Below are 17,654 nucleotides of genomic sequence, written 5' to 3'. Positions count from 1 at the left end.
CCTCAAAGAGAGCTTTCCGGAACGACAGTTCCGGCGGGTTGGTCACACAGGCGTTTCCCCATGGTGATATAGGGGTAAAGCCTGCCCATCAGTTCATCGACAGTCGTGAAGTCGCGGAAAACCTTCGTTTTTCCGAGATTTATAACAGCCATCATCATCGGGTTCGTGTTGAGAATAACAGGCTCTTGCTGCCCACCACCCTCGGTCGTGCCCACGAAATAAACTGCTTTGTCACCGATGACAGGTGCGCACAGCAGCACGCCCTCGGTTGCAGCAAAAGGCCAGTTGGCCTCCCCTTGCGCCTTGCGGATCGTCTGCATGCGGAAATCTTTCTCTTCCAACACAAGCTTGCTGGCCTGCGCCGGCGAGGCTGCAAAAGCAGCAGCAAGAATTGCCGCAGCCGCCCTCAATGCGCCACCGCCGCCGCCGCCGCCTCATCGATCAGCCGTCCCGAACGGAACCGCTCCAGATTGAGGCCTTCCGCCAATTTGTGCGGCTCGCCGCGGGCGATGAGATGCGCAAACAGATGCGCAGACCCCGGTGTCGCCTTGAACCCGCCCGTGCCCCAGCCGCAATTGAGGAACAGGTTCGGCACCGGCGTCACGCTCTGGATTGCCGAGCGATCCGGCGTGTTGTCGGTAATGCCGCCCCATTGGCGCATCATTTTCACACGGCGGAAAATCGGGAACAGTTCGCAGATCGCATCCAGCGTGTGGGTGATGATCTGCAACCCGCCGGTCTGGGAATAGGAATTATACTGGTCCGTGCCCGCACCGATCACCAGCTCACCCTTGTCGGATTGGGAGATATAGGCATGCACCGTGTTGGACATGACCACGCAAGGAAAAATCGGCTTCAGCGGTTCAGACACCAGCGCCTGCAACGGGTTGGAGGCCAGCGGCACCCGCACATCGGCCATCTTCATGACCACGGAGGAATGCCCCGCCGCCGAAACGCCGATCTTCTTGGCACCGATAAAGCCGCGATTGGTCTCCACACCCGTCACGGCACCATCCGGCCCGCGACGGATGGCGGTCACTTCGCAGTTCTGGATGACATGCACACCGCGATCCGACGCCGCACGCGCATAACCCCAATTGACAGCATCATGCCGCGCCGTGCCGCCCCGGCGCTGAAGCGCTGCACCATTGATGGCGTAACGCGCATTGGCGGAAATATCGAGCGGCGGACAATAGGCCTTGGCCTGTTCCGGCGTCAGCCATTCATTGTCGATGCCGTAGAGACGGTTGGCATTGATATGGCGCTTGAATGACTGCTGGTCGTGCACATTGTGCGACAGCATCATCACGCCGCGCGCCGAATACATGACGTTATAATTGAGATCCTGGCTCAGGCCTTCCCACAGTTTCAGGGAGTGCTCGTAAATGTCCATGCTCTCTTCATAGAGATAATTGGAGCGGATGATGGTGGTGTTGCGTCCGCTGTTGCCGCCGCCGATCCAGCCCTTTTCCAGCACCGCGACATTGGTAATGCCATGTTCCTTGGCCAGATAATAGGCCGCACCCAGCCCATGCCCGCCACCGCCGATGATGATGACATCGTATTCCTTGCGCGGTTCGGGAGAGGCCCATTGTGCATCCCAGCCTTTATGTCCGCGCAGAGCCTCGCGAGCCACGGCGAAAACCGAATATTTGCGCATGCGCGAACCACTCCTTGAAAACCGGCTGGATTATTCCGGCACCATCATACACATGGCAAATCAATATCAACTGCAATGTCCATTTTGCGACGCGCCGACATGATTGTTTTGACATATGACAGAAGAATGGTCTCTACGCTGGTTTTTAAGGCCTCTAGACAGTTAACGGCTGGACTTCACGAAAACGATCTGATATTGCACGTCACCAATCGCGTCGGCCACCGGCCAACCGAACGATTTTTTGTTTGCTTGCGAATGCCACAATTCACACGGCAAAATAACCAACCAAAGGAACGGGATTCACGTGCAGGTACTAGTCCGCGACAACAACGTTGATCAGGCGCTTCGCGCTCTTAAGAAGAAGATGCAGCGCGAAGGCATTTTCCGCGAAATGAAGATGCGCGATTTTTACGAGAAGCCTTCCCAGAAGCGCGCTCGCGAAAAGGCTGAAGCTGTTCGTCGCGTTCGCAAGCTGGCACGTAAGCGCATGCAGCGCGAAGGTCTGATTGCAGGCCCACGTCCAGCAGCTGGCCGCACCTAAGGCCGTTTTTTAGACGTTATTGAATGCTTATGGGGCGGGGGCGATTTTTTCGCCGCCGCTCTTTGAGTTTATAGCCGTGAAACGGACTTGGTAAAGGGAACCCAAATCGCATGAACGCTGTTGATACCCGTGATTCCAGAAATCCGTTTGCAATCTCAAACGGCGTATCCCAGAGAAAAAAAATGCGGCTTAGTTCTTCCCTGTTCGTCTGCGGAGTGCTCGTAACCCTTTCGGGCTGCGCCACGACGACACAAACGAATGACGTTTTCCAGTTGGACCGAGCCCAGGGCTCGTCAGAAAACATCACCTCGCTGACCTCGGTCATCAATGCCAATCCGCAGGATCCCGAAGGCTATAATGTTCGCGGCTCGGCTTACGGACGCTCGGGCGATTCCAAACGTGCCATCGCAGATTTCGAGCGCGCTTTGCAGCTCAATCCGCGTTTTTATCAGGCATATGCCAACCGCGCCCTCGTCTACCGCAACAGCGGACAGCAGCAGCTGGCCTTGCAGGACTACAACTCAGCGCTTCAGATCAATCCCAGCTATGACGTCGCATTGATCGGTCGCGGCAATCTTTATCGCCAGACAGGCCGCGTCAACGAAGCCTTCAACGATTTCTCCGCCGCCATTAATCTCGAGACCACCGATGGCCGCGCATGGCACAATCGCGGCCTGATCTATCAGCTGCGCAACCAGCATGCCCAGGCCATCGAAGACTTCTCGAAAGCCATCTCGCTGTCGCCAAACTCGCCAGAGCCTTACAACGGCCGGGGCATTTCCTACGTCGCCCTCAATGACGACGAAAACGCCTTCGCTGACTTCAATCACGCGATTGCGCTGAACGGTGATCTGGCCGAATCCTGGGCAAACCAGGCACTGGTTTACGAGCGTCGTGGCGAAAAAGACAAGGCCGCCAAATCCTACGGCCACGCCGCCCGTCTCGACCCGAAGTATAAGCCAGCCGTCGATGGCTTGGCCCGTACGCGTGGCGCAAGACCAGCGTAACCGGCAGCAATCATATATATAGAAAAAAGCCGGAAGCATCGCTCCCGGCTTTTTTTGTTGCGGAGACCCCTCCCCAACCATCACATCTTTAAGCGGCCAGTTCTTGCGCCAATGCCCGCCCAGCCAAGCGTGCGATATGCAGCAGGCGGTCGAGGTCGAGGCCCCTGCGGGCCTTAGCGGACAGGCCTGTCATAGTGGTGCCGATGAAATCCGTCAGGCGTTCCGCCTCCTCCGGGTGGCGTTCGGCAATGTAGGCGCAGATGGCACCCTCTGCAGCCGTGTGGAAGACACAAGCCGCCGCGCGCGCTTCCTCGTCATTGCAACGTGTGCCTTCCAGCACAAGACAGCCAGCGGCTGTCGGATCGGCAGCATAGAGCCGAGCGGCTTCTTCCAGCAACAACGCCAGGCATTCGGCGACCGGTCGGTCGGGTCGCAGGATATCGGCAAGAGGAATGGCACCTGTTGCCGCGTAGCGAGCTAAAACGCGGTCATAGAGGCCCGCCTTATTGCCGAAGGCAGCGTAAAAACTGGGCGGATTGATACCCAGCGCTTCTGTAACATCCGCCACGCTGACAGCGTCATAGCCGCGCGCGTGGAACAGGTGTTGGGCAACGGCCACACCCTGGTCGGGATCAAAACGGCGTGGACGGCCACGCGGGCGTACAGTATTTGTAGTACTCATTACAAAAATCTCTTGACGAATATTTCCAGGCATTTATGTAGCATTCATTAAATTAATTCTCAAGGAACCAAAATGTCAACTTTTCAAGGAAAATCCGTTCTGGTCCTCGGCGGCAGTCGGGGTATCGGAGCAGCCATTGTACGCCGGTTTGCGGCAGACGGTGCTGTCGTGACCTTCACCTATGCGGGCTCCCGGGATGCGGCAGATCAACTGGCTTCTGAGACGGGAAGCAAGGCAGTTTTGACAGACAGCGCCAACCGCGATGACGTCATTTCCCGGGTACGCGAAAGCGGCCCTCTGGACATATTGGTCGTCAATGCCGGGATAGCCATTTTCGGCGATGCTCTGGAACAGGATCCAGATGCGATAGACCGACTATTTCAGATCAATATTCAGGCACCCTATCACGCCTCGGTGGAGGCGGCTCGCCAGATGCCTGACGGCGGACGGATCATCGTCATCGGCTCGGTCAATGGTGACAGGATGCCCGTCGCTGGCATGGCGTCCTATGCGGTCAGCAAGTCCGCCCTACAAGGCTTGGCGCGAGGGCTGGCGCGCGATTTTGGCCCCAGAGGAATCACGATAAACGTCGTCCAGCCGGGACCGGTCGATACCGATGCAAACCCGGAGAACGGCCCGATGAAAGACCTCATGCACAGCTTCATGGCCATCAAGCGCCATGGCCGTGCAGAAGAAGTCGCAGGTATGGTCGCCTGGCTTGCCGGCCCAGAAGCCGGTTTCGTGACCGGGGCGATGCACACCATAGACGGCGCGTTCGGCGCGTAACCATCCATGGTTGCCATTCAGACTCATGGTTGGATGGCAGCCGCTCCCCCATTTTCTCTGGTAATGGCGTGCTTCAAGTGAGGCAGCAATTCGCGGTAGGTTTCCAGAAAAAGGTCATTCATACAATGGTTTGATGCCCTGAAAGCTATAAACAGTTCATTGCGAAGATCATCCAGCGTTTCGCGCTTTTGCGCCGTCGCCGCATCGGCAGCAGCCTGGAACGAGCCGAAATGCTGATAGCCATTGAAGGACAGTGAAAAATCCGCCACCGCTCCTTCATCTGCGGCATCTGGCAGATCCTCAATTCGAAGGCGGCTGCTCTAGATCAACAGCAATGCAGGGTCACGTTCCATGGGTACACCTCCGTTCCGCCAATACATTAGCTCATCAACAAAGAAAAAAACAACGCTATGAACAGCACCCCCGCCGCCCAATAGGTAGATTGCCATGTCGGCAAATACCAGAACAATCGGGGATATATGAACCGGTTCAGAAGCAGCGCCTCCGAGGCCATAGCGGAAATGAACAGGCAGACGATGATCTCGTGCATATCAATCACGGGTCCAGTTTGTCGCCAAGAATCCCCCGGTCTGCCGTTGCCACAGACGCGCGTAAAGCCCATCCCGCTCCAGCAATGCCGCTGGCGTCCCCTCCTCCACGATCCGCCCCTTATCCAGCACGATGATCCGGTCCATCTGCGCGATGGTCGACAGGCGGTGGGCGATGGCGATAACCGTCTTGCCCGCCATCAGCACATCCAGCTTTTCCTGAATAGCTGCTTCCGACTCACTATCCAGCGAAGATGTCGCCTCATCGAGAATGAGGATGGGCGCGTCTTTTAAAAGCACGCGGGCAATGGCAACACGCTGGCGTTGGCCGCCGGAAAGCTTCACGCCCCGGTCTCCCACGAAAGCCTTGTAACCGCTGCGGCCCTCCGCATCGGTCAAGTCGGCGATAAAGCCGTCGGCCTGTGCTGCCCTTGCCGCCGCATTGATTGCTTCGGCGGAGGCATCCGGCTTACCGTAGCGAATATTGTCGCCCACGGAGCGGTGCAGCAGGGAAACATCCTGGGAGATAACGCCGATGTTTTCACGCAGGCTCGCCTGTGTGACGGCGCGGATACTTTGGCCGTCGATGAGAATGTCGCCCTTATCAAGCTCGTAAAAGCGCAAAAGCAGGTTCACCAGCGTCGTCTTGCCTGCACCCGACAAGCCCACCAGCCCCACCTTTTCACCGGCAGCAACCGTGAGCGTCAAATCTTCGATCACCGTTTTTTCCGAACGGTAGGCAAAGCGAATATGTTCAAAACTGATATCTCCCCGCCTCACCAAAAGTGGCGCTGCATGCGGCGCATCCACGATCGTCGGTGGCGTCGTCATGACAGGCATGGCGTCACGAATGGTGCCGATGGCCTGAAAGATTTGCTGACCCATATCCAGAAAAGCCCGCGCATTTGCGGAAAGCCGCTGTGTCAGATAGATCGAGCCTGCGAACTGGCCGGTGGTCACAAAGCCAGCGATCATGCCCCAAAAGCCGATGCCCAGCATGGCAATCCACAGACAGACACTGAGGAGAAGGATGTTCGACCGCGTGGTCAGATAAGCCCGTCGCTCCTTGTGCTGCGTGTCGATGACATCGCCGAACACCTTGCGCAGCATGCCCGCCTCGCTGTCTTCGGCGGCAAATTGCTTGACCATTTGTATATTGCCGTAGAGATCGGTCATCGATCCCACCAGAAGACTGCGCTGCTTGGCAGAGCGTCGGCCCAGTTCTGAAAATTTCGGCACGGCGCGAACGGCAATCACGACACTGATGATGATCCAGATCAGCACCGTCAACGCCAGCGGCCACGCAACCGTGCTCAACAGGAAGAGCGAGCCGACGAATTGCATCAGAAAATACGGGATGGAGTAGAATCCCACGACGACCTGTTGCTGAACCGCCGACGCGACCTGCGACAGACGCGAGGCAACCTGCCCGGCAAAGAGATCGTGAAAGAAGCGGATATCCTGACGCTCGACCGCCTTGTGCCCCTGCCACTGAATGGCTGCGGGCATGCCGACCCCCAGCGCTTGTGAGGACAAGGTGTTGGCTATGAACGCAAGGATCGGCTGCACGGGAAACAGCAAGAAAACCATAATCGCCAGGAGTTGCCATTCATTTTCCAGGAATGCCTTGGCACCTTGTGCCGTCACGCCATCCACGATGGCCGAGAAACTCCAGATCAGGAAGAGGTTGGTCGCCTCCATCAACATTGCAGACACAGAGATCGCGATGAGAACCCCGCGAAACATCCGTACAAAATACATCAGCAGATGAAACGGCCCCTGCGCGGGCAGAGGCTTGTAGGGAATGTCAAGCGGTCGGATCAGCCGTTCGAACGGACGGTAGAAGAAGTCTGAAAAAGCCATGGTACCAAACAGTAAAACTGAAAAGGAAAGGCGACTGCATTGGGAATCGCCGATATTTAACCATGAATTGCCATTTCAGACAAAAATTATCTTAGATTGTAAAAATAATATCGGGCGCGGGAGTTTTGCCTCCCGCCGCCGCTTTAAATTCGGAAACTCAACGCAGCAGTACGAACCCGGCAATCGTCAGAATGAAAAACACGAGCGCGCCGCCGAAAAAGCCGCCGGTGGTGAAAAAGCCGACAGCCATGGCAATCATCAACACAGTGACCATAATCGTCACGTACTTCGTTGCGGACAGGAAGCCGTTATAGGTCTTTTCGTGCTCGGAATAATTCATCGGCGCACCGACTTCGGCTGGTCCTGTGTGGTGTTCGCTCATTCTCTTTCCCCTTCATAAATCCACGATCTTGCCCGGCACTCCACGTGCGCACGGCACGTTCCTCCCACGGCAAGACATTGCAGAAGCTCCAACACGAGACCTAACATGGACTGGCAGAAAAACGCAATGGATTGAGTAACGGCTGTCGGCCTGGATACGATACTTCGAAAAACGTTGCGAAACAGTGCAGTCCAGCAACAGGCACGAGGCCAATTCTTCGCAAACACCCGGTTTACCTGAAGCAGCGCGCTATCGCAGTTGCATTTCTCAAAGCCAACTCCTACACGAAAGAGTGTGGAGGACGTCCGAATCTTTGATCAGACACGCTGCCAGCATCGTCAGGTGCAGGCGGCAAAGGGCACCTCCCACCTATAATACCCGCAAAGGGATTCGAGGAGGGGAAAGAATGAAAGCTCTTCTAAAGCTGAGCGCCCTTATTGACTGGTTCAGTGAGGCGATGGGCAAGTTTGCAGGCTATCTGGTCCTGATCTGCTGCCTCGTCAGCGCTGGCAACGCGATTGTGCGTTACCTTTTCAATTATAGTTCGAACGGCTGGCTTGAAATCCAGTGGTACATGTTCGCCTTCATCGTTCTCGTCGGTGCATCCTATACGTTGCGGATGAACGAACATGTGCGCGTCGACATCATCTACGGCGCGATTTCAGCGCACACCCGCCTGTGGGTCGATATCATCGGCATCGTCTTTTTCCTGCTTCCCGCCTGCTTCGTTCTGGCGTGGTTGAGTTGGCCGATGTTCTGGCTCTCCTTGCAACAGAACGAGGTGTCGTCGAATGCAGGCGGGCTCATTCGCTGGCCGGTCAAATTCATCATCTTTGCGGGCTTTGCGCTGCTGGTCCTTCAGGGAATATCCGAACTGGTGAAGCGCATCGGCGCGCTGAACGGGCTCTATCAGCTCGACACCAAATACGAAAAACCGCTCCAGTAATTTCACGGCTGACGGAAAGGATATTTCCATGTTCGAATACGGTATTCTGCCGCCGCTGATGTTCCTGGGCATGATCATCTTCATGCTCTACGGTTTTCCCGTGGCGTTTTCCCTTGCCTCCGTCGGGCTTCTGTTCGGCGTCATAGGCATTTTCACAGAGCATTTTTCGCCGGCCTTCCTGCAAGCCTTGCCGCTTCGCATTTTCGGAATCATTTCCAATGACCTGCTGCTAGCCATTCCCTTCTTCACCTTCATGGGTGCGATATTGGAACGATGTGGGCTTGCGGAGGATTTGCTGGAAGGCACCGGCAAGCTGTTCGGGGCCATTCCCGGTGGCCTGGCTTACGCTGTCATTCTCGTCGGTGCCATCCTCGGTGCCATCACCGGCACGGTGGCGGCCTCGGTCATCACCATGGGCGTCATCTCGCTGCCCATCATGCTGAAATACGGCTACAATCCGCGCCTTGCCACCGGCGTCATCGCGGCATCCGGCACCATCACGCAGGTTATTCCGCCATCGCTGGTGCTGATCGTTCTGGCAGACCAGCTCGGCAAGTCGGTCGGCGACATGTATCTCGGCGCGATCGGGCCATCGATCCTGCAAGTCACCATCTTCCTGCTGTTCATCTTCGTAATGTCGAAACTGCGCCCGAAAGACTTGCCTGCTTTGCCGCCGGAAGCTCGCGGGGAACTCAACCGCGCTCTGGTCTTCAAGGTGCTGGCGGGCATGGTGCCATCCATCGTGCTGATCTTCCTCGTGCTCGGCACCATCTTCATGGGCCTCGCCACACCCACGGAAGCAGGTGCGCTCGGCGTCGTCGGTGCCATGGCGCTCGCCGCCGCCCACCGCCGCCTGACCTGGGATCTCGTCAAGCAAGGCATGCACTCTACCATGCACATCACCTCGATGGTGGTGTTCATCCTCGTCGGTGCCACCTGCTTCAGCCTCGTGTTTCAGGGCATGGATGGTTCGCTGTGGATTGAGCATATGCTGTCGGGCATTCCCGGCGGGCCGATCGGCTTCCTGATTTTCGTCAACATCTTCATCTTCTTCCTGGCTTTCTTCCTCGATTTCTTCGAGATCGCCTTCATCGTCATCCCGATGCTGGCCCCGATTGCGCAATCTCTCGGCATCGACCTCATCTGGTTCGGCGTGCTGATCTGCATCAACATGCAAACCAGCTTCATGCACCCGCCATTTGGCTTTGCCCTGTTCTATCTGCGCTCCATCGCGCCACGCAGCGTCAAGACATCGGACATCTACATGGGCGCAATCCCTTGGCTAGGCATGCAGCTCATCCTCGTCGCCATCGTCATCTTCTGGCCGGAATCCGTTACCTACTGGCTGGACAAGGCACCGCAGGTCGACCTCAACACCATCAAGATCGATATCCCCGCCTTCGGCAACCAAGGCGGCAACACCATGCCGAATTTCGGCCTGCCACCCATGGACGGCGCACCCGCACAGCCGGGCGGAAATGGCTTGCCCGGAATGCCAAACCTGAACGAGCCGCCGAAGATCGGACCCTGAGGCGAAACACTTTTTACGTGTGTGAAAACATATTATATTGGTGAAGTGGAAGGCAGAGCGCGAACTCTACCTTCCGGTTTACCTATCGCTTGAAATTGAGCCGGACAGTCAATGACCAGCCTGTCCGGCTTATCCTTACGATAAACGTAATGCTCAGCGGCTTTCGCATCGCATCACCTCCACAGTTGAACAGCAAGGCCGTTGCCTTCAGCGTTTCCTTGTTCAATGGAACCGTTCTGTCGGTTCCATTGAACAAGGAAACGCTTGGGGTCGGCGGGGCCCGTCTCCGCCGATACTCCGGCTGGTCACGGAGTGTGCTGCTTTAGCGTTCAATCATCGCGATCATAGAATTGAATTTGCTTTTGTCGAGATACCACAATCATTGAGAGCAAAATAAAACCCGGACCTTTCGATCCGGGTTTGTCTGATCTGCCCTTGATGTCGTTCAGAGCTTGCCGTTGCGCTGCTGGATCATCATGAAGGTATCGAATGTATATTCCGCCAGCTGCATCCACAGATACCCCTCGCGCTTGAACGCCACCTGGTCTTCGTAAACCTTCTTGAAATCGGGATTGACAGCTGAAATCTCGGCATAGACTTCCAACGCCGCCTTGTAGCAGGCGTCCAGAATGTCCTGGCTGAAGGGCCGCAGCGTCGCACCTTCGGCCACGATCTGCTTGATTGCGGTCGGGTTCTTGGCATCGTATTTCGCCATCATATTCGTGTTGGCGAAGGCGCAAGCGTCCTGCAACACGGCCTGATATTGCTTGGGCAGGGCGTTCCATTTGTCCAGATTGACGAAGGAGTGGATGACCGGGCCGCCTTCCCAGAAGGCCGGGTAATAGTAATATTTCGCCACTTTCTGGAAGCCCAGCTTGTGGTCGTCATAGGGTCCAACCCATTCGGCCGCGTCGATGGTGCCCTTTTCGAGCGCCGGATAGATATCGCCACCGGCGATCTGCTGCGGCACAACACCAAGCTTCTCGACAACCTTGCCGGCCAGACCGGCAATGCGCATCTTCACGCCCTTGAAGTCTTCGACGGTGTTGATTTCCTTGCGGAACCAGCCGCCCATCTGCACGCCAGTATTGCCTGATATCATGCCGTAGAGGTTGTGCTTGGCGTAGAATTCATTCAGCAACGTGTTCCCATTGCCCTCGTAAAACCATGAGTTCGTCAGGCGCGCATTGAGACCGAATGGAATGGCGGTACCGATCGCGAATGTCGGGTCCTTGCCGACGTAATAATAGGAGCATGTGTGGCACATCTCGACGGTGCCGGATGATACCGCGTCGGCCGCCTGCAAGCCCGGCACGATTTCACCGGCGGCGAAAATCTGAATGTTGAAATTGCCGTCTGTCGCTGCCGAGACATGATTGGCCACGTCCTGCGCACCGCCGAAAATCGTATCCAGCGACTTCGGAAACGACGACGTCAGACGCCATGTGATCTTGGTATTCTGCTGTGCGATGGCGGGTGCAGCCAGAACGGTTGCGGCGGCGGCTCCTGCACCGGAAACGGCACCTTTTTTGATAAATGAACGACGATCCATAAATATCCTCCCAGATACGAATCTTATGCCTCAGCCGAATTCCCCTCCGCTATCAGGCATATCGCGAGCAAAGCACGGGTCTTTGGCGCTGACAAGCATGTCGGTCAAGAATAGGTCGCGCCTTATACTTTAGAATGAAGAGATGAGCGCAAACCACGAATGCAAAGCTTGACGAATCCCCCCATGGGGCTTCACAAGGTAGACATCGACTTCGGAGCCATCATGTCCAGACCCATCATCGCCATTCCCGCCGACATCAGATTTCTCGATGGTGCGGAATGGCACGCCGCGCAAACGCAGTACCTGTCCGCTGCCCTCAATGTGGCCGATGTCATGTCCTTCATCGTCCCCGCTTTCGAGCGAGGCAATGATATCGATGCCATTCTGGATCGTGTCGACGGCCTCCTCGTTTCCGGCTCCGCCACCAACGTTCACCCATCCCTCTATGGCGTAGAGGCCAAAGACAGCGATGGCCCGTTCGATCCCGGTCGCGATGCCACCAGCCTGCCGCTCATTCGCCGTGCGATAGAGCGCGGCATTCCCATACTGGCCATCTGCCGTGGCATTCAGGAACTGAATGTGGCACTCGGCGGCACACTCGCCAGTGAAATTCAGGAACAACCCGGCAATTGGGACCACCGCAAACCCGCCGACGTCGACCGCGACGCAGCCTTCGCCATCCGCCAGCCCGTCTTCATCCGCGAAGGCTCCTGCATCGCCCAGCATCTGGGCTTGGCAGGAGAGGTCCAGATTAACTCCCTGCACCGCCAGGCCATCGCGCAGACGGCTCCCTTGCTTCAGGTGGAAGCAACGGCGGAAGACGGCACCATCGAAGCCGTCTCGGTCATCGATGCCAAAGGCTTCGCCGTCGGCGTGCAGTGGCATCCGGAATATTGGGCACAGACCGATGCGCCGTCACGGGCGTTGTTCGAGGCGTTTGGTAGGGCTGTGCGGGAGTATCGGGATGGGAAGGCGTGATTGAAGGATGCGGGCCTCATCTCTCCCCTTGTGGGAGAGAAAGCGATTTCAACATCTTAGCCAAAGGCTAAGTGTTAGAAATCGCAAGTGAGGGGTCTTCTCTCGGCGCAAGCGGCCAACCCCTCACCTGAAAAATCTATGACTTAGCTAAAGCTAAGATCATGATTTTTCTTCCTCTCCCACAAGGGGAGAGGTAACCACCCCTCACCCCTTAACCGGCGTCTCCGGCACAGGCGTCACCACCTTCCGCCCACTCAACCACCCCAGCACATTATCTGCCACCAAATCGGCCATGGCATTGCGCGTCGGCACCGAGGCCGATGCCACATGCGGCAGCAAGGTCACGTTCGGCAGCGACAAGAAGCCTTCCGGCACCTTCGGCTCCGCGTAAAACACATCCAGACCAGCCGCCCCCAGCGTCCCATCCTGAAGCGCCTTCAGCAACGCATCTTCATCCACGCTGGAACCACGCCCGACATTGATGAACACGCCGTTGGAACCCAGCGCCTCGAGGATATCTGCATTGATAGCCTTATGCGTTTCCGGCGTACCCGGCACGATGCAGATCAGCACGTCGACGGCCTCAGCCATCTCCTTAAGCGAGCCGTAATAGGTGTAGGAAAGCTCCGACTTGCGGCTGCGCGTGTGGTAGCCGATCTCCACCTTGAACGGCTCCAGCCGCTTGGCGATTTCCTGGCCGATGCGGCCCATGCCGAACAGGCCGACCTTGCGGCCGCGCAGCGAAAAGGGCGAGAGCGCAAACGGCCCTTCGGATACCCATTTGCCTTCGCGAAGATATTTTTCCGCTTCGTAAAAACGCCTGACGGTGTTGATCAGCAGCGCAATCGTCGTATCCGCCACCTCGTCGTTCAAAACGTCGGGCGTGTTGGTAACGATGATGCCACGGGATGCGGCATGCTTCACATCCACGCCGTCATAGCCGACGCCGAAATTGGCGATGACCTCGAGGTTAGGCAGCGCATCCATCCACTTGGCGTTGAAGCTGCCGAACATGGCAGCGGCGGTAACGCGCTGCGCATCCTCGGCAGAAAGCGACGGCTCAGGTCCCGCCGGGGCCTTAATGACATCCACCTTGCCTTCGAAGCGCTCGAGAACGCGAGGGTGGATTTTGCCCGAAACGAGAACGGCGGCTTTGCTATCTGACATGCTTGTGTATCCTCCTGCTATGCATGAGGCCAAGCTAGCCCATCGATTTACAAAGCGGAACCCAAAAAGCTACTTGCGCGGAACGCAGGGGCTGGTGGATTGGCGAATGCGCATTTCCGGCTTGATCAGGTGAATACCGTCAGGCTCATGGCTGCCCGCCAGCCTGTCCAGCAGCGCCCGCGCCGCCAGTCGACCGACTTCCGCCTGACCGTTGGAAACAGTGGTCAGCGCCGGTGTCGCAATAGCCGCCTCTTCCAGATCGTCATAGCCAGTAACGGAAATATCCTTGCCGGGCACGAAACCAGCGCGGGAAATACCGTTCATCAGGCCGATGGCGACAAGGTCGTTCCAGCACACGGCAGCCGTCGGTTTTTGCGGAAGCGACAAAAAGTTCACCGCAGCCTCAAACCCACCCTGCTTGGAGCGCGCACCGGGAATACGCAGGTTCGGGTCCACTTCGATGCCTGCCTTGCGCAACGCATTGACGTAACCCTGATAGCGGTCACGACCCGTCGAAGTCTGGTCCGTACCGCCCACCATCGCAATGGTGCGGTGGCCAAGGCTGATCAAGTGGTTGGTGGCCAGCGAAATGCCGTAGCTATCATCACCCCGAAAGGTCGGCATATCCACGCCATCCATGGAACGCGCCACGAGAATGGCGGGCATGCCGTTGTCCTCGGCCAGCGTCATATCCTCCAGCGGCGTGCCGATGGCGGGAGACATGATGATGCCGTCACTGCCCAGCTGCAGCAGCGTCTCGATGAAGGTGCGCTGCTTTTCGACCGAATCGTAATGGTTGGACAGAATGAACGTCTGGCGGCTGCGGTCCAGCTCGCTTTCGATGGCTTTCAGAATTTCCCCGTAAAACGGGTTCATCACATCATGGAAAACGACGCCGATAATGCCGGAGCGCGAAGTGCGCAGACTGGCGGCGCGGCGGTTATAGATATAACCCAGCGCACGGGCCTGTATCTTGATTTTTTCCCGCGTATCGCCTGCCACCAGCGGGCTATCACGCAACGCAAGCGAAATCGTAGCGGTGGAAAGCCCAAGACTTTCAGCAATGGTCGATAGTTTGATTTTTTGCGCCACAGTACCCTCCCACGGTCACGCAAGCCGCCTCCGCAGCCTTTAAATTGCGACTAAACAATTTAAACAAAACGCGCAACAATTTTAAGGGATTCAAAGCGATCGATAAGAGAGATTCAAAATTTTAATCGATTGATTCAAAAGATTGCAAATTCGCATCGATGGCGCGCAGCAATTTGACCACCGTTTTGACTTCCTTGGCGGACAATCCATCCACGGCGCGCGTGTTACAATCGGCCAGAGACGTGTTGATGTGCTCGACGCTTTTCAGGCCCGCCTCGGTCAGTTTCACCATCGTCAACCGCCCGTCGCCATCACCGGCACTGCGCTCCACGAAGCCTTGCGCCTCCATCCGGCCAATCGTGCGGGTCATGGTCGGAGCCTTGACGCCCAGTTTCTGGGCAATCTGCCCCGGCGTCATGCTGCCTTCCTGCGCCAGTGCCAGGATCACGCCATCCTGGCCCGCATAAAGACCGCTGGCCGCAAGATTGTGGCTCAGCGCCGTGCGCATGGAGCGGGCGGCCTGCGTAATGGACTGAGCAAGTTCTTCCGGGTTGAACGGCAAATCCTTCTTTTTGCCAGACTTGGCTTTCTTCTCAGACTTGCTCTTTTTAGCCAGCTTATCCTTGCTCATCAGCAAATGCCTTTCCTGAAGTCCCGGACGACGATATGTTCTTGGTAACACTTAACGAATGCAGGCGCAGATCGCCAGATGTCTGACACATATACGCATATTCACGACAATAACGTAACAGCCGCACCTTACGCGCAAAACGAGATCATCTCGGTACTGCCTTTGGGCGCGCATGAGCAGCATGGCCCGCACCTGCCGTTCGAGACCGATACGCTGATCGTAGAGGGCATTGTGGAGCGGTTGAAACAGGCGCTCGCCCCCAACGCGCCCATCCATTTCCTGCCTTCAGAACCGGTCGGCTATTCCATAGAGCACATGGATGTGTTAGGCACGAAGACGCTTTCCTTCGATGAGGCCGTGCACCGCTGGCTTAGCATTGCCGAGGCCCAGCACAACAAGGGCATCCGCAAATTCGTGATGCTCAACGCCCATGGCGGCAACTCGCCACTGATAACCATCGTTGCCACCGAAGCAAGGATGCGGTTTGATATGCTGGCAGTCGCCACCAGCTGGACTCGTTTCGGCATGCCGCCGGGCGTCATCACGCCGGAAGATAAGGCCATCGATATCCATGGCGGCGATATCGAAACCTCCGTCATGCTGGCCCTGCACCCGCAGCTGGTGCGGATGGACAAAGCCAAGAACTTCCCATCGAAACAAACGCAATTCGCCCAAGACTTCAAACATCTGCGCGCCTATGGCCCGCACGCCTTCGGCTGGCGCATGTCGGACCTGAATCCACAGGGCGTTGCGGGCAATGCCGCCGCTGCAAGTGCCGAAAAGGGCGAGGCGATCATCGCCCACGCGGTCGCAGGCTTGCTGGAGCTTTTGGAGGACGTATCCGCCTTCGACATGAATTTGCTTGAAAGCTCGGTTCAAAAATCTTCGGCAAATTCTCTTTGAACTCACTTCGCCACACGCCTATATGAACGACAACGCTTTCAAAGCCGCGTCGCGGCCCATTACCTTCAGAGGTTTCTCATGACCGAAGCAGCACCAACCATCAAGCCAATCCCCGTCACCGTGTTGACCGGCTATCTGGGCGCGGGCAAAACCACGCTTCTCAACCGCATCCTGTCGGAAAACCACGGCAAGAAATACGCCGTCATCGTCAATGAATTCGGCGAAATCGGCATCGATAACGACCTCATCGTCGAGTCGGACGAAGAAATCTACGAAATGAACAATGGCTGCGTTTGCTGCACCGTGCGCGGCGACCTCATCCGCGTGGTGGAAGGCCTGATGCGCCGCCCCGGCCGCTTCGATGGCATCATCGTTGAGACCACCGGCCTTGCGGACCCCGTTCCCGTCGCTCAGACCTTCTTTATGGATGACGATGTGCGCGCCAAGACCGAGCTCGACGCCGTCATCGCGCTGGTGGATGCCAAGCACCTGCCGTTGCGCCTGAAGGACAGCCGCGAAGCCGAAGACCAGATCGCCTTTGCCGACGTCGTCGTCATCAACAAGACCGATCTCGTGACGCCGCAGGAACTGGTCGTCATCGAAGATGTCGTTCGCGCCATCAACCCGTCAGCCCGTATCCACAAGACCAGCCGCTCCGGTGTCGATCTCGCCCATGTGCTCAATCAGGGCGCGTTCAACCTGGAACGTGCTCTCGAAAACGATCCGCATTTCCTCGAGCAGGAACATGACGACCACGTCTGCGGCCCCGATTGCGGACATGACCATAGCCATGATCACCATCATCACGACCATAGCCACGGGCATGATCACGACCACCATGGCCACGACCATCACGATCATGGGCACCACCACGCCCCCTCACCCATCCATGATGTAACGGTACAGTCGGTGTCGCTTCGCGGCGGCGAGATGAATGCCGAGCGTTTCTTCCCGTGGATTCAGAAGGTCACCCAGACCGACGGCCCGAAAATCCTGCGCCTCAAGGGCATCATCGCTTTCAAGGACGATGCCGAACGTTACGTCGTCCAAGGCGTCCACATGATCATCGAAGGTGATCACCAGCGGGCATGGAAAGACGGCGAGAAGCGCGAAAGCCGCCTTGTCTTCATCGGCCGCGATCTGGACCGCGAAAAGCTGGAAAACAGCTTTAATGCGTGTGTCGCCGCGGCTTAATTGCTCCGAACTTGCCTCCGTCATCCCGCACTTGATGCGGGATCCAGTGCGATCAAGTCCTTGATCGCAAAAGACTCTTCAGGCCGCGCAGACGCGCGGCAACTGGACCCCGGCTCAAGGCCGGGGTGACGGAAGAGTGAACGGCTTGCCCAGACGCTTATAAAAACCAAAGGCCAACGCGCCTGCCTGAC

General features: G+C 57.0%; 18 protein-coding genes. 8 read left to right on the top strand and 10 right to left on the bottom strand.

Annotated features, from left to right (window positions below):
• Nucleotides 1–2: 2 nt before the first annotated feature.
• Entirely contained in the window at nucleotides 3–410 is a 408-nt protein-coding gene (locus DSM25558_RS21290) for a hypothetical protein (protein WP_077106684.1), read from the bottom strand.
• The gene (locus DSM25558_RS21285) at nucleotides 407–1,660 is read right to left on the bottom strand and encodes a sarcosine oxidase subunit beta family protein (RefSeq protein ID WP_077106683.1); all 1,254 of its coding nucleotides are present in this window, start codon (nucleotides 1,658–1,660) and stop codon (nucleotides 407–409) included. The genes DSM25558_RS21290 and DSM25558_RS21285 overlap by 4 nt, the downstream gene beginning before the upstream one ends.
• A gap of 304 nt (nucleotides 1,661–1,964) precedes the next feature.
• Between DSM25558_RS21285 and rpsU the strand changes: the two genes are divergently transcribed.
• Together rpsU and DSM25558_RS21275 are read left to right on the top strand one after the other, a co-directional pair.
• Complete coding sequence (gene rpsU, locus DSM25558_RS21280; protein WP_077106682.1) at nucleotides 1,965–2,201, top strand: 30S ribosomal protein S21; 237 nt, start codon at nucleotides 1,965–1,967, stop codon at nucleotides 2,199–2,201.
• A gap of 110 nt (nucleotides 2,202–2,311) precedes the next feature.
• Complete coding sequence (locus tag DSM25558_RS21275; RefSeq protein WP_077106681.1) at nucleotides 2,312–3,208, top strand: tetratricopeptide repeat protein; 897 nt, start codon at nucleotides 2,312–2,314, stop codon at nucleotides 3,206–3,208.
• A gap of 88 nt (nucleotides 3,209–3,296) precedes the next feature.
• Here the strand turns inward: DSM25558_RS21275 and DSM25558_RS21270 are convergent, their stop codons facing one another.
• Nucleotides 3,297–3,890, bottom strand: a complete 594-nt coding sequence (locus tag DSM25558_RS21270) for a TetR/AcrR family transcriptional regulator (protein ID WP_077106680.1) — start codon at nucleotides 3,888–3,890, stop codon at nucleotides 3,297–3,299.
• Nucleotides 3,891–3,962: 72 nt separating this feature from the next.
• Between DSM25558_RS21270 and bdcA the strand changes: the two genes are divergently transcribed.
• Complete coding sequence (gene bdcA, locus DSM25558_RS21265) at nucleotides 3,963–4,676, top strand: SDR family oxidoreductase (RefSeq protein WP_077106679.1); 714 nt, start codon at nucleotides 3,963–3,965, stop codon at nucleotides 4,674–4,676.
• Nucleotides 4,677–4,699: 23 nt separating this feature from the next.
• Here the strand turns inward: bdcA and DSM25558_RS21260 are convergent, their stop codons facing one another.
• The 3 genes from DSM25558_RS21260 to DSM25558_RS21250 form a co-directional block, all read right to left on the bottom strand.
• The gene (locus DSM25558_RS21260) at nucleotides 4,700–4,945 is read right to left on the bottom strand and encodes a hypothetical protein (RefSeq protein ID WP_200800783.1); all 246 of its coding nucleotides are present in this window, start codon (nucleotides 4,943–4,945) and stop codon (nucleotides 4,700–4,702) included.
• A gap of 282 nt (nucleotides 4,946–5,227) precedes the next feature.
• On the bottom strand, nucleotides 5,228–7,087 hold the full coding sequence (locus tag DSM25558_RS21255; protein ID WP_077106678.1) for an ABC transporter ATP-binding protein: 1,860 nt from the start codon (nucleotides 7,085–7,087) through the stop codon (nucleotides 5,228–5,230).
• Nucleotides 7,088–7,244: 157 nt separating this feature from the next.
• Complete coding sequence (locus tag DSM25558_RS21250; RefSeq protein WP_077106677.1) at nucleotides 7,245–7,469, bottom strand: aa3-type cytochrome c oxidase subunit IV; 225 nt, start codon at nucleotides 7,467–7,469, stop codon at nucleotides 7,245–7,247.
• Nucleotides 7,470–7,875: 406 nt separating this feature from the next.
• Between DSM25558_RS21250 and DSM25558_RS21245 the strand changes: the two genes are divergently transcribed.
• Together DSM25558_RS21245 and DSM25558_RS21240 are read left to right on the top strand one after the other, a co-directional pair.
• Nucleotides 7,876–8,415, top strand: a complete 540-nt coding sequence (locus tag DSM25558_RS21245) for a TRAP transporter small permease subunit (protein WP_077106676.1) — start codon at nucleotides 7,876–7,878, stop codon at nucleotides 8,413–8,415.
• A 28-nt stretch (nucleotides 8,416–8,443) separates the two neighbouring features.
• Complete coding sequence (locus DSM25558_RS21240; protein WP_077106675.1) at nucleotides 8,444–9,946, top strand: TRAP transporter large permease; 1,503 nt, start codon at nucleotides 8,444–8,446, stop codon at nucleotides 9,944–9,946.
• A 445-nt stretch (nucleotides 9,947–10,391) separates the two neighbouring features.
• Here DSM25558_RS21240 and DSM25558_RS21235 read toward each other — a convergent pair whose 3' ends face one another.
• The gene (locus DSM25558_RS21235) at nucleotides 10,392–11,498 is read right to left on the bottom strand and encodes a TRAP transporter substrate-binding protein (RefSeq protein WP_077106674.1); all 1,107 of its coding nucleotides are present in this window, start codon (nucleotides 11,496–11,498) and stop codon (nucleotides 10,392–10,394) included.
• 222 nt (nucleotides 11,499–11,720) lie between these two features.
• Between DSM25558_RS21235 and DSM25558_RS21230 the strand changes: the two genes are divergently transcribed.
• Complete coding sequence (locus DSM25558_RS21230) at nucleotides 11,721–12,476, top strand: gamma-glutamyl-gamma-aminobutyrate hydrolase family protein (RefSeq protein WP_077106699.1); 756 nt, start codon at nucleotides 11,721–11,723, stop codon at nucleotides 12,474–12,476.
• Nucleotides 12,477–12,680: 204 nt separating this feature from the next.
• On the opposite strand, the gene DSM25558_RS21225 is transcribed toward DSM25558_RS21230, so the two are convergent.
• From DSM25558_RS21225 to DSM25558_RS21215, 3 genes are all read right to left on the bottom strand, one after another.
• Nucleotides 12,681–13,643 (bottom strand): 2-hydroxyacid dehydrogenase, encoded by a 963-nt coding sequence (locus tag DSM25558_RS21225; protein ID WP_077106673.1) that lies wholly within the window; start codon nucleotides 13,641–13,643, stop codon nucleotides 12,681–12,683.
• A 69-nt stretch (nucleotides 13,644–13,712) separates the two neighbouring features.
• Nucleotides 13,713–14,735, bottom strand: a complete 1,023-nt coding sequence (locus tag DSM25558_RS21220) for a LacI family DNA-binding transcriptional regulator (protein WP_077106672.1) — start codon at nucleotides 14,733–14,735, stop codon at nucleotides 13,713–13,715.
• A gap of 121 nt (nucleotides 14,736–14,856) precedes the next feature.
• Nucleotides 14,857–15,366: a MarR family winged helix-turn-helix transcriptional regulator gene (locus tag DSM25558_RS21215; RefSeq protein WP_077106671.1), complete on the bottom strand. Its 510-nt coding sequence runs from the start codon at nucleotides 15,364–15,366 to the stop codon at nucleotides 14,857–14,859.
• A gap of 78 nt (nucleotides 15,367–15,444) precedes the next feature.
• Here DSM25558_RS21215 and DSM25558_RS21210 point away from each other — a divergent pair, with 78 nt between their 5' ends.
• A complete protein-coding gene (locus tag DSM25558_RS21210) occupies nucleotides 15,445–16,269 on the top strand; it encodes a creatininase family protein (RefSeq protein ID WP_077106670.1) in 825 nt (274 codons plus the stop codon).
• A 78-nt stretch (nucleotides 16,270–16,347) separates the two neighbouring features.
• Entirely contained in the window at nucleotides 16,348–17,463 is a 1,116-nt protein-coding gene (locus DSM25558_RS21205) for a CobW family GTP-binding protein (protein ID WP_077106669.1), read from the top strand.
• The last annotated feature ends 191 nt before the right edge of the window (nucleotides 17,464–17,654 follow it).

The organism is Agrobacterium sp. DSM 25558, assembly GCF_900100825.1.
Taxonomy (GTDB): Bacteria; Pseudomonadota; Alphaproteobacteria; order Rhizobiales; family Rhizobiaceae; genus Agrobacterium.
This window is presented reverse-complemented; position numbering and strand designations above follow the sequence as displayed.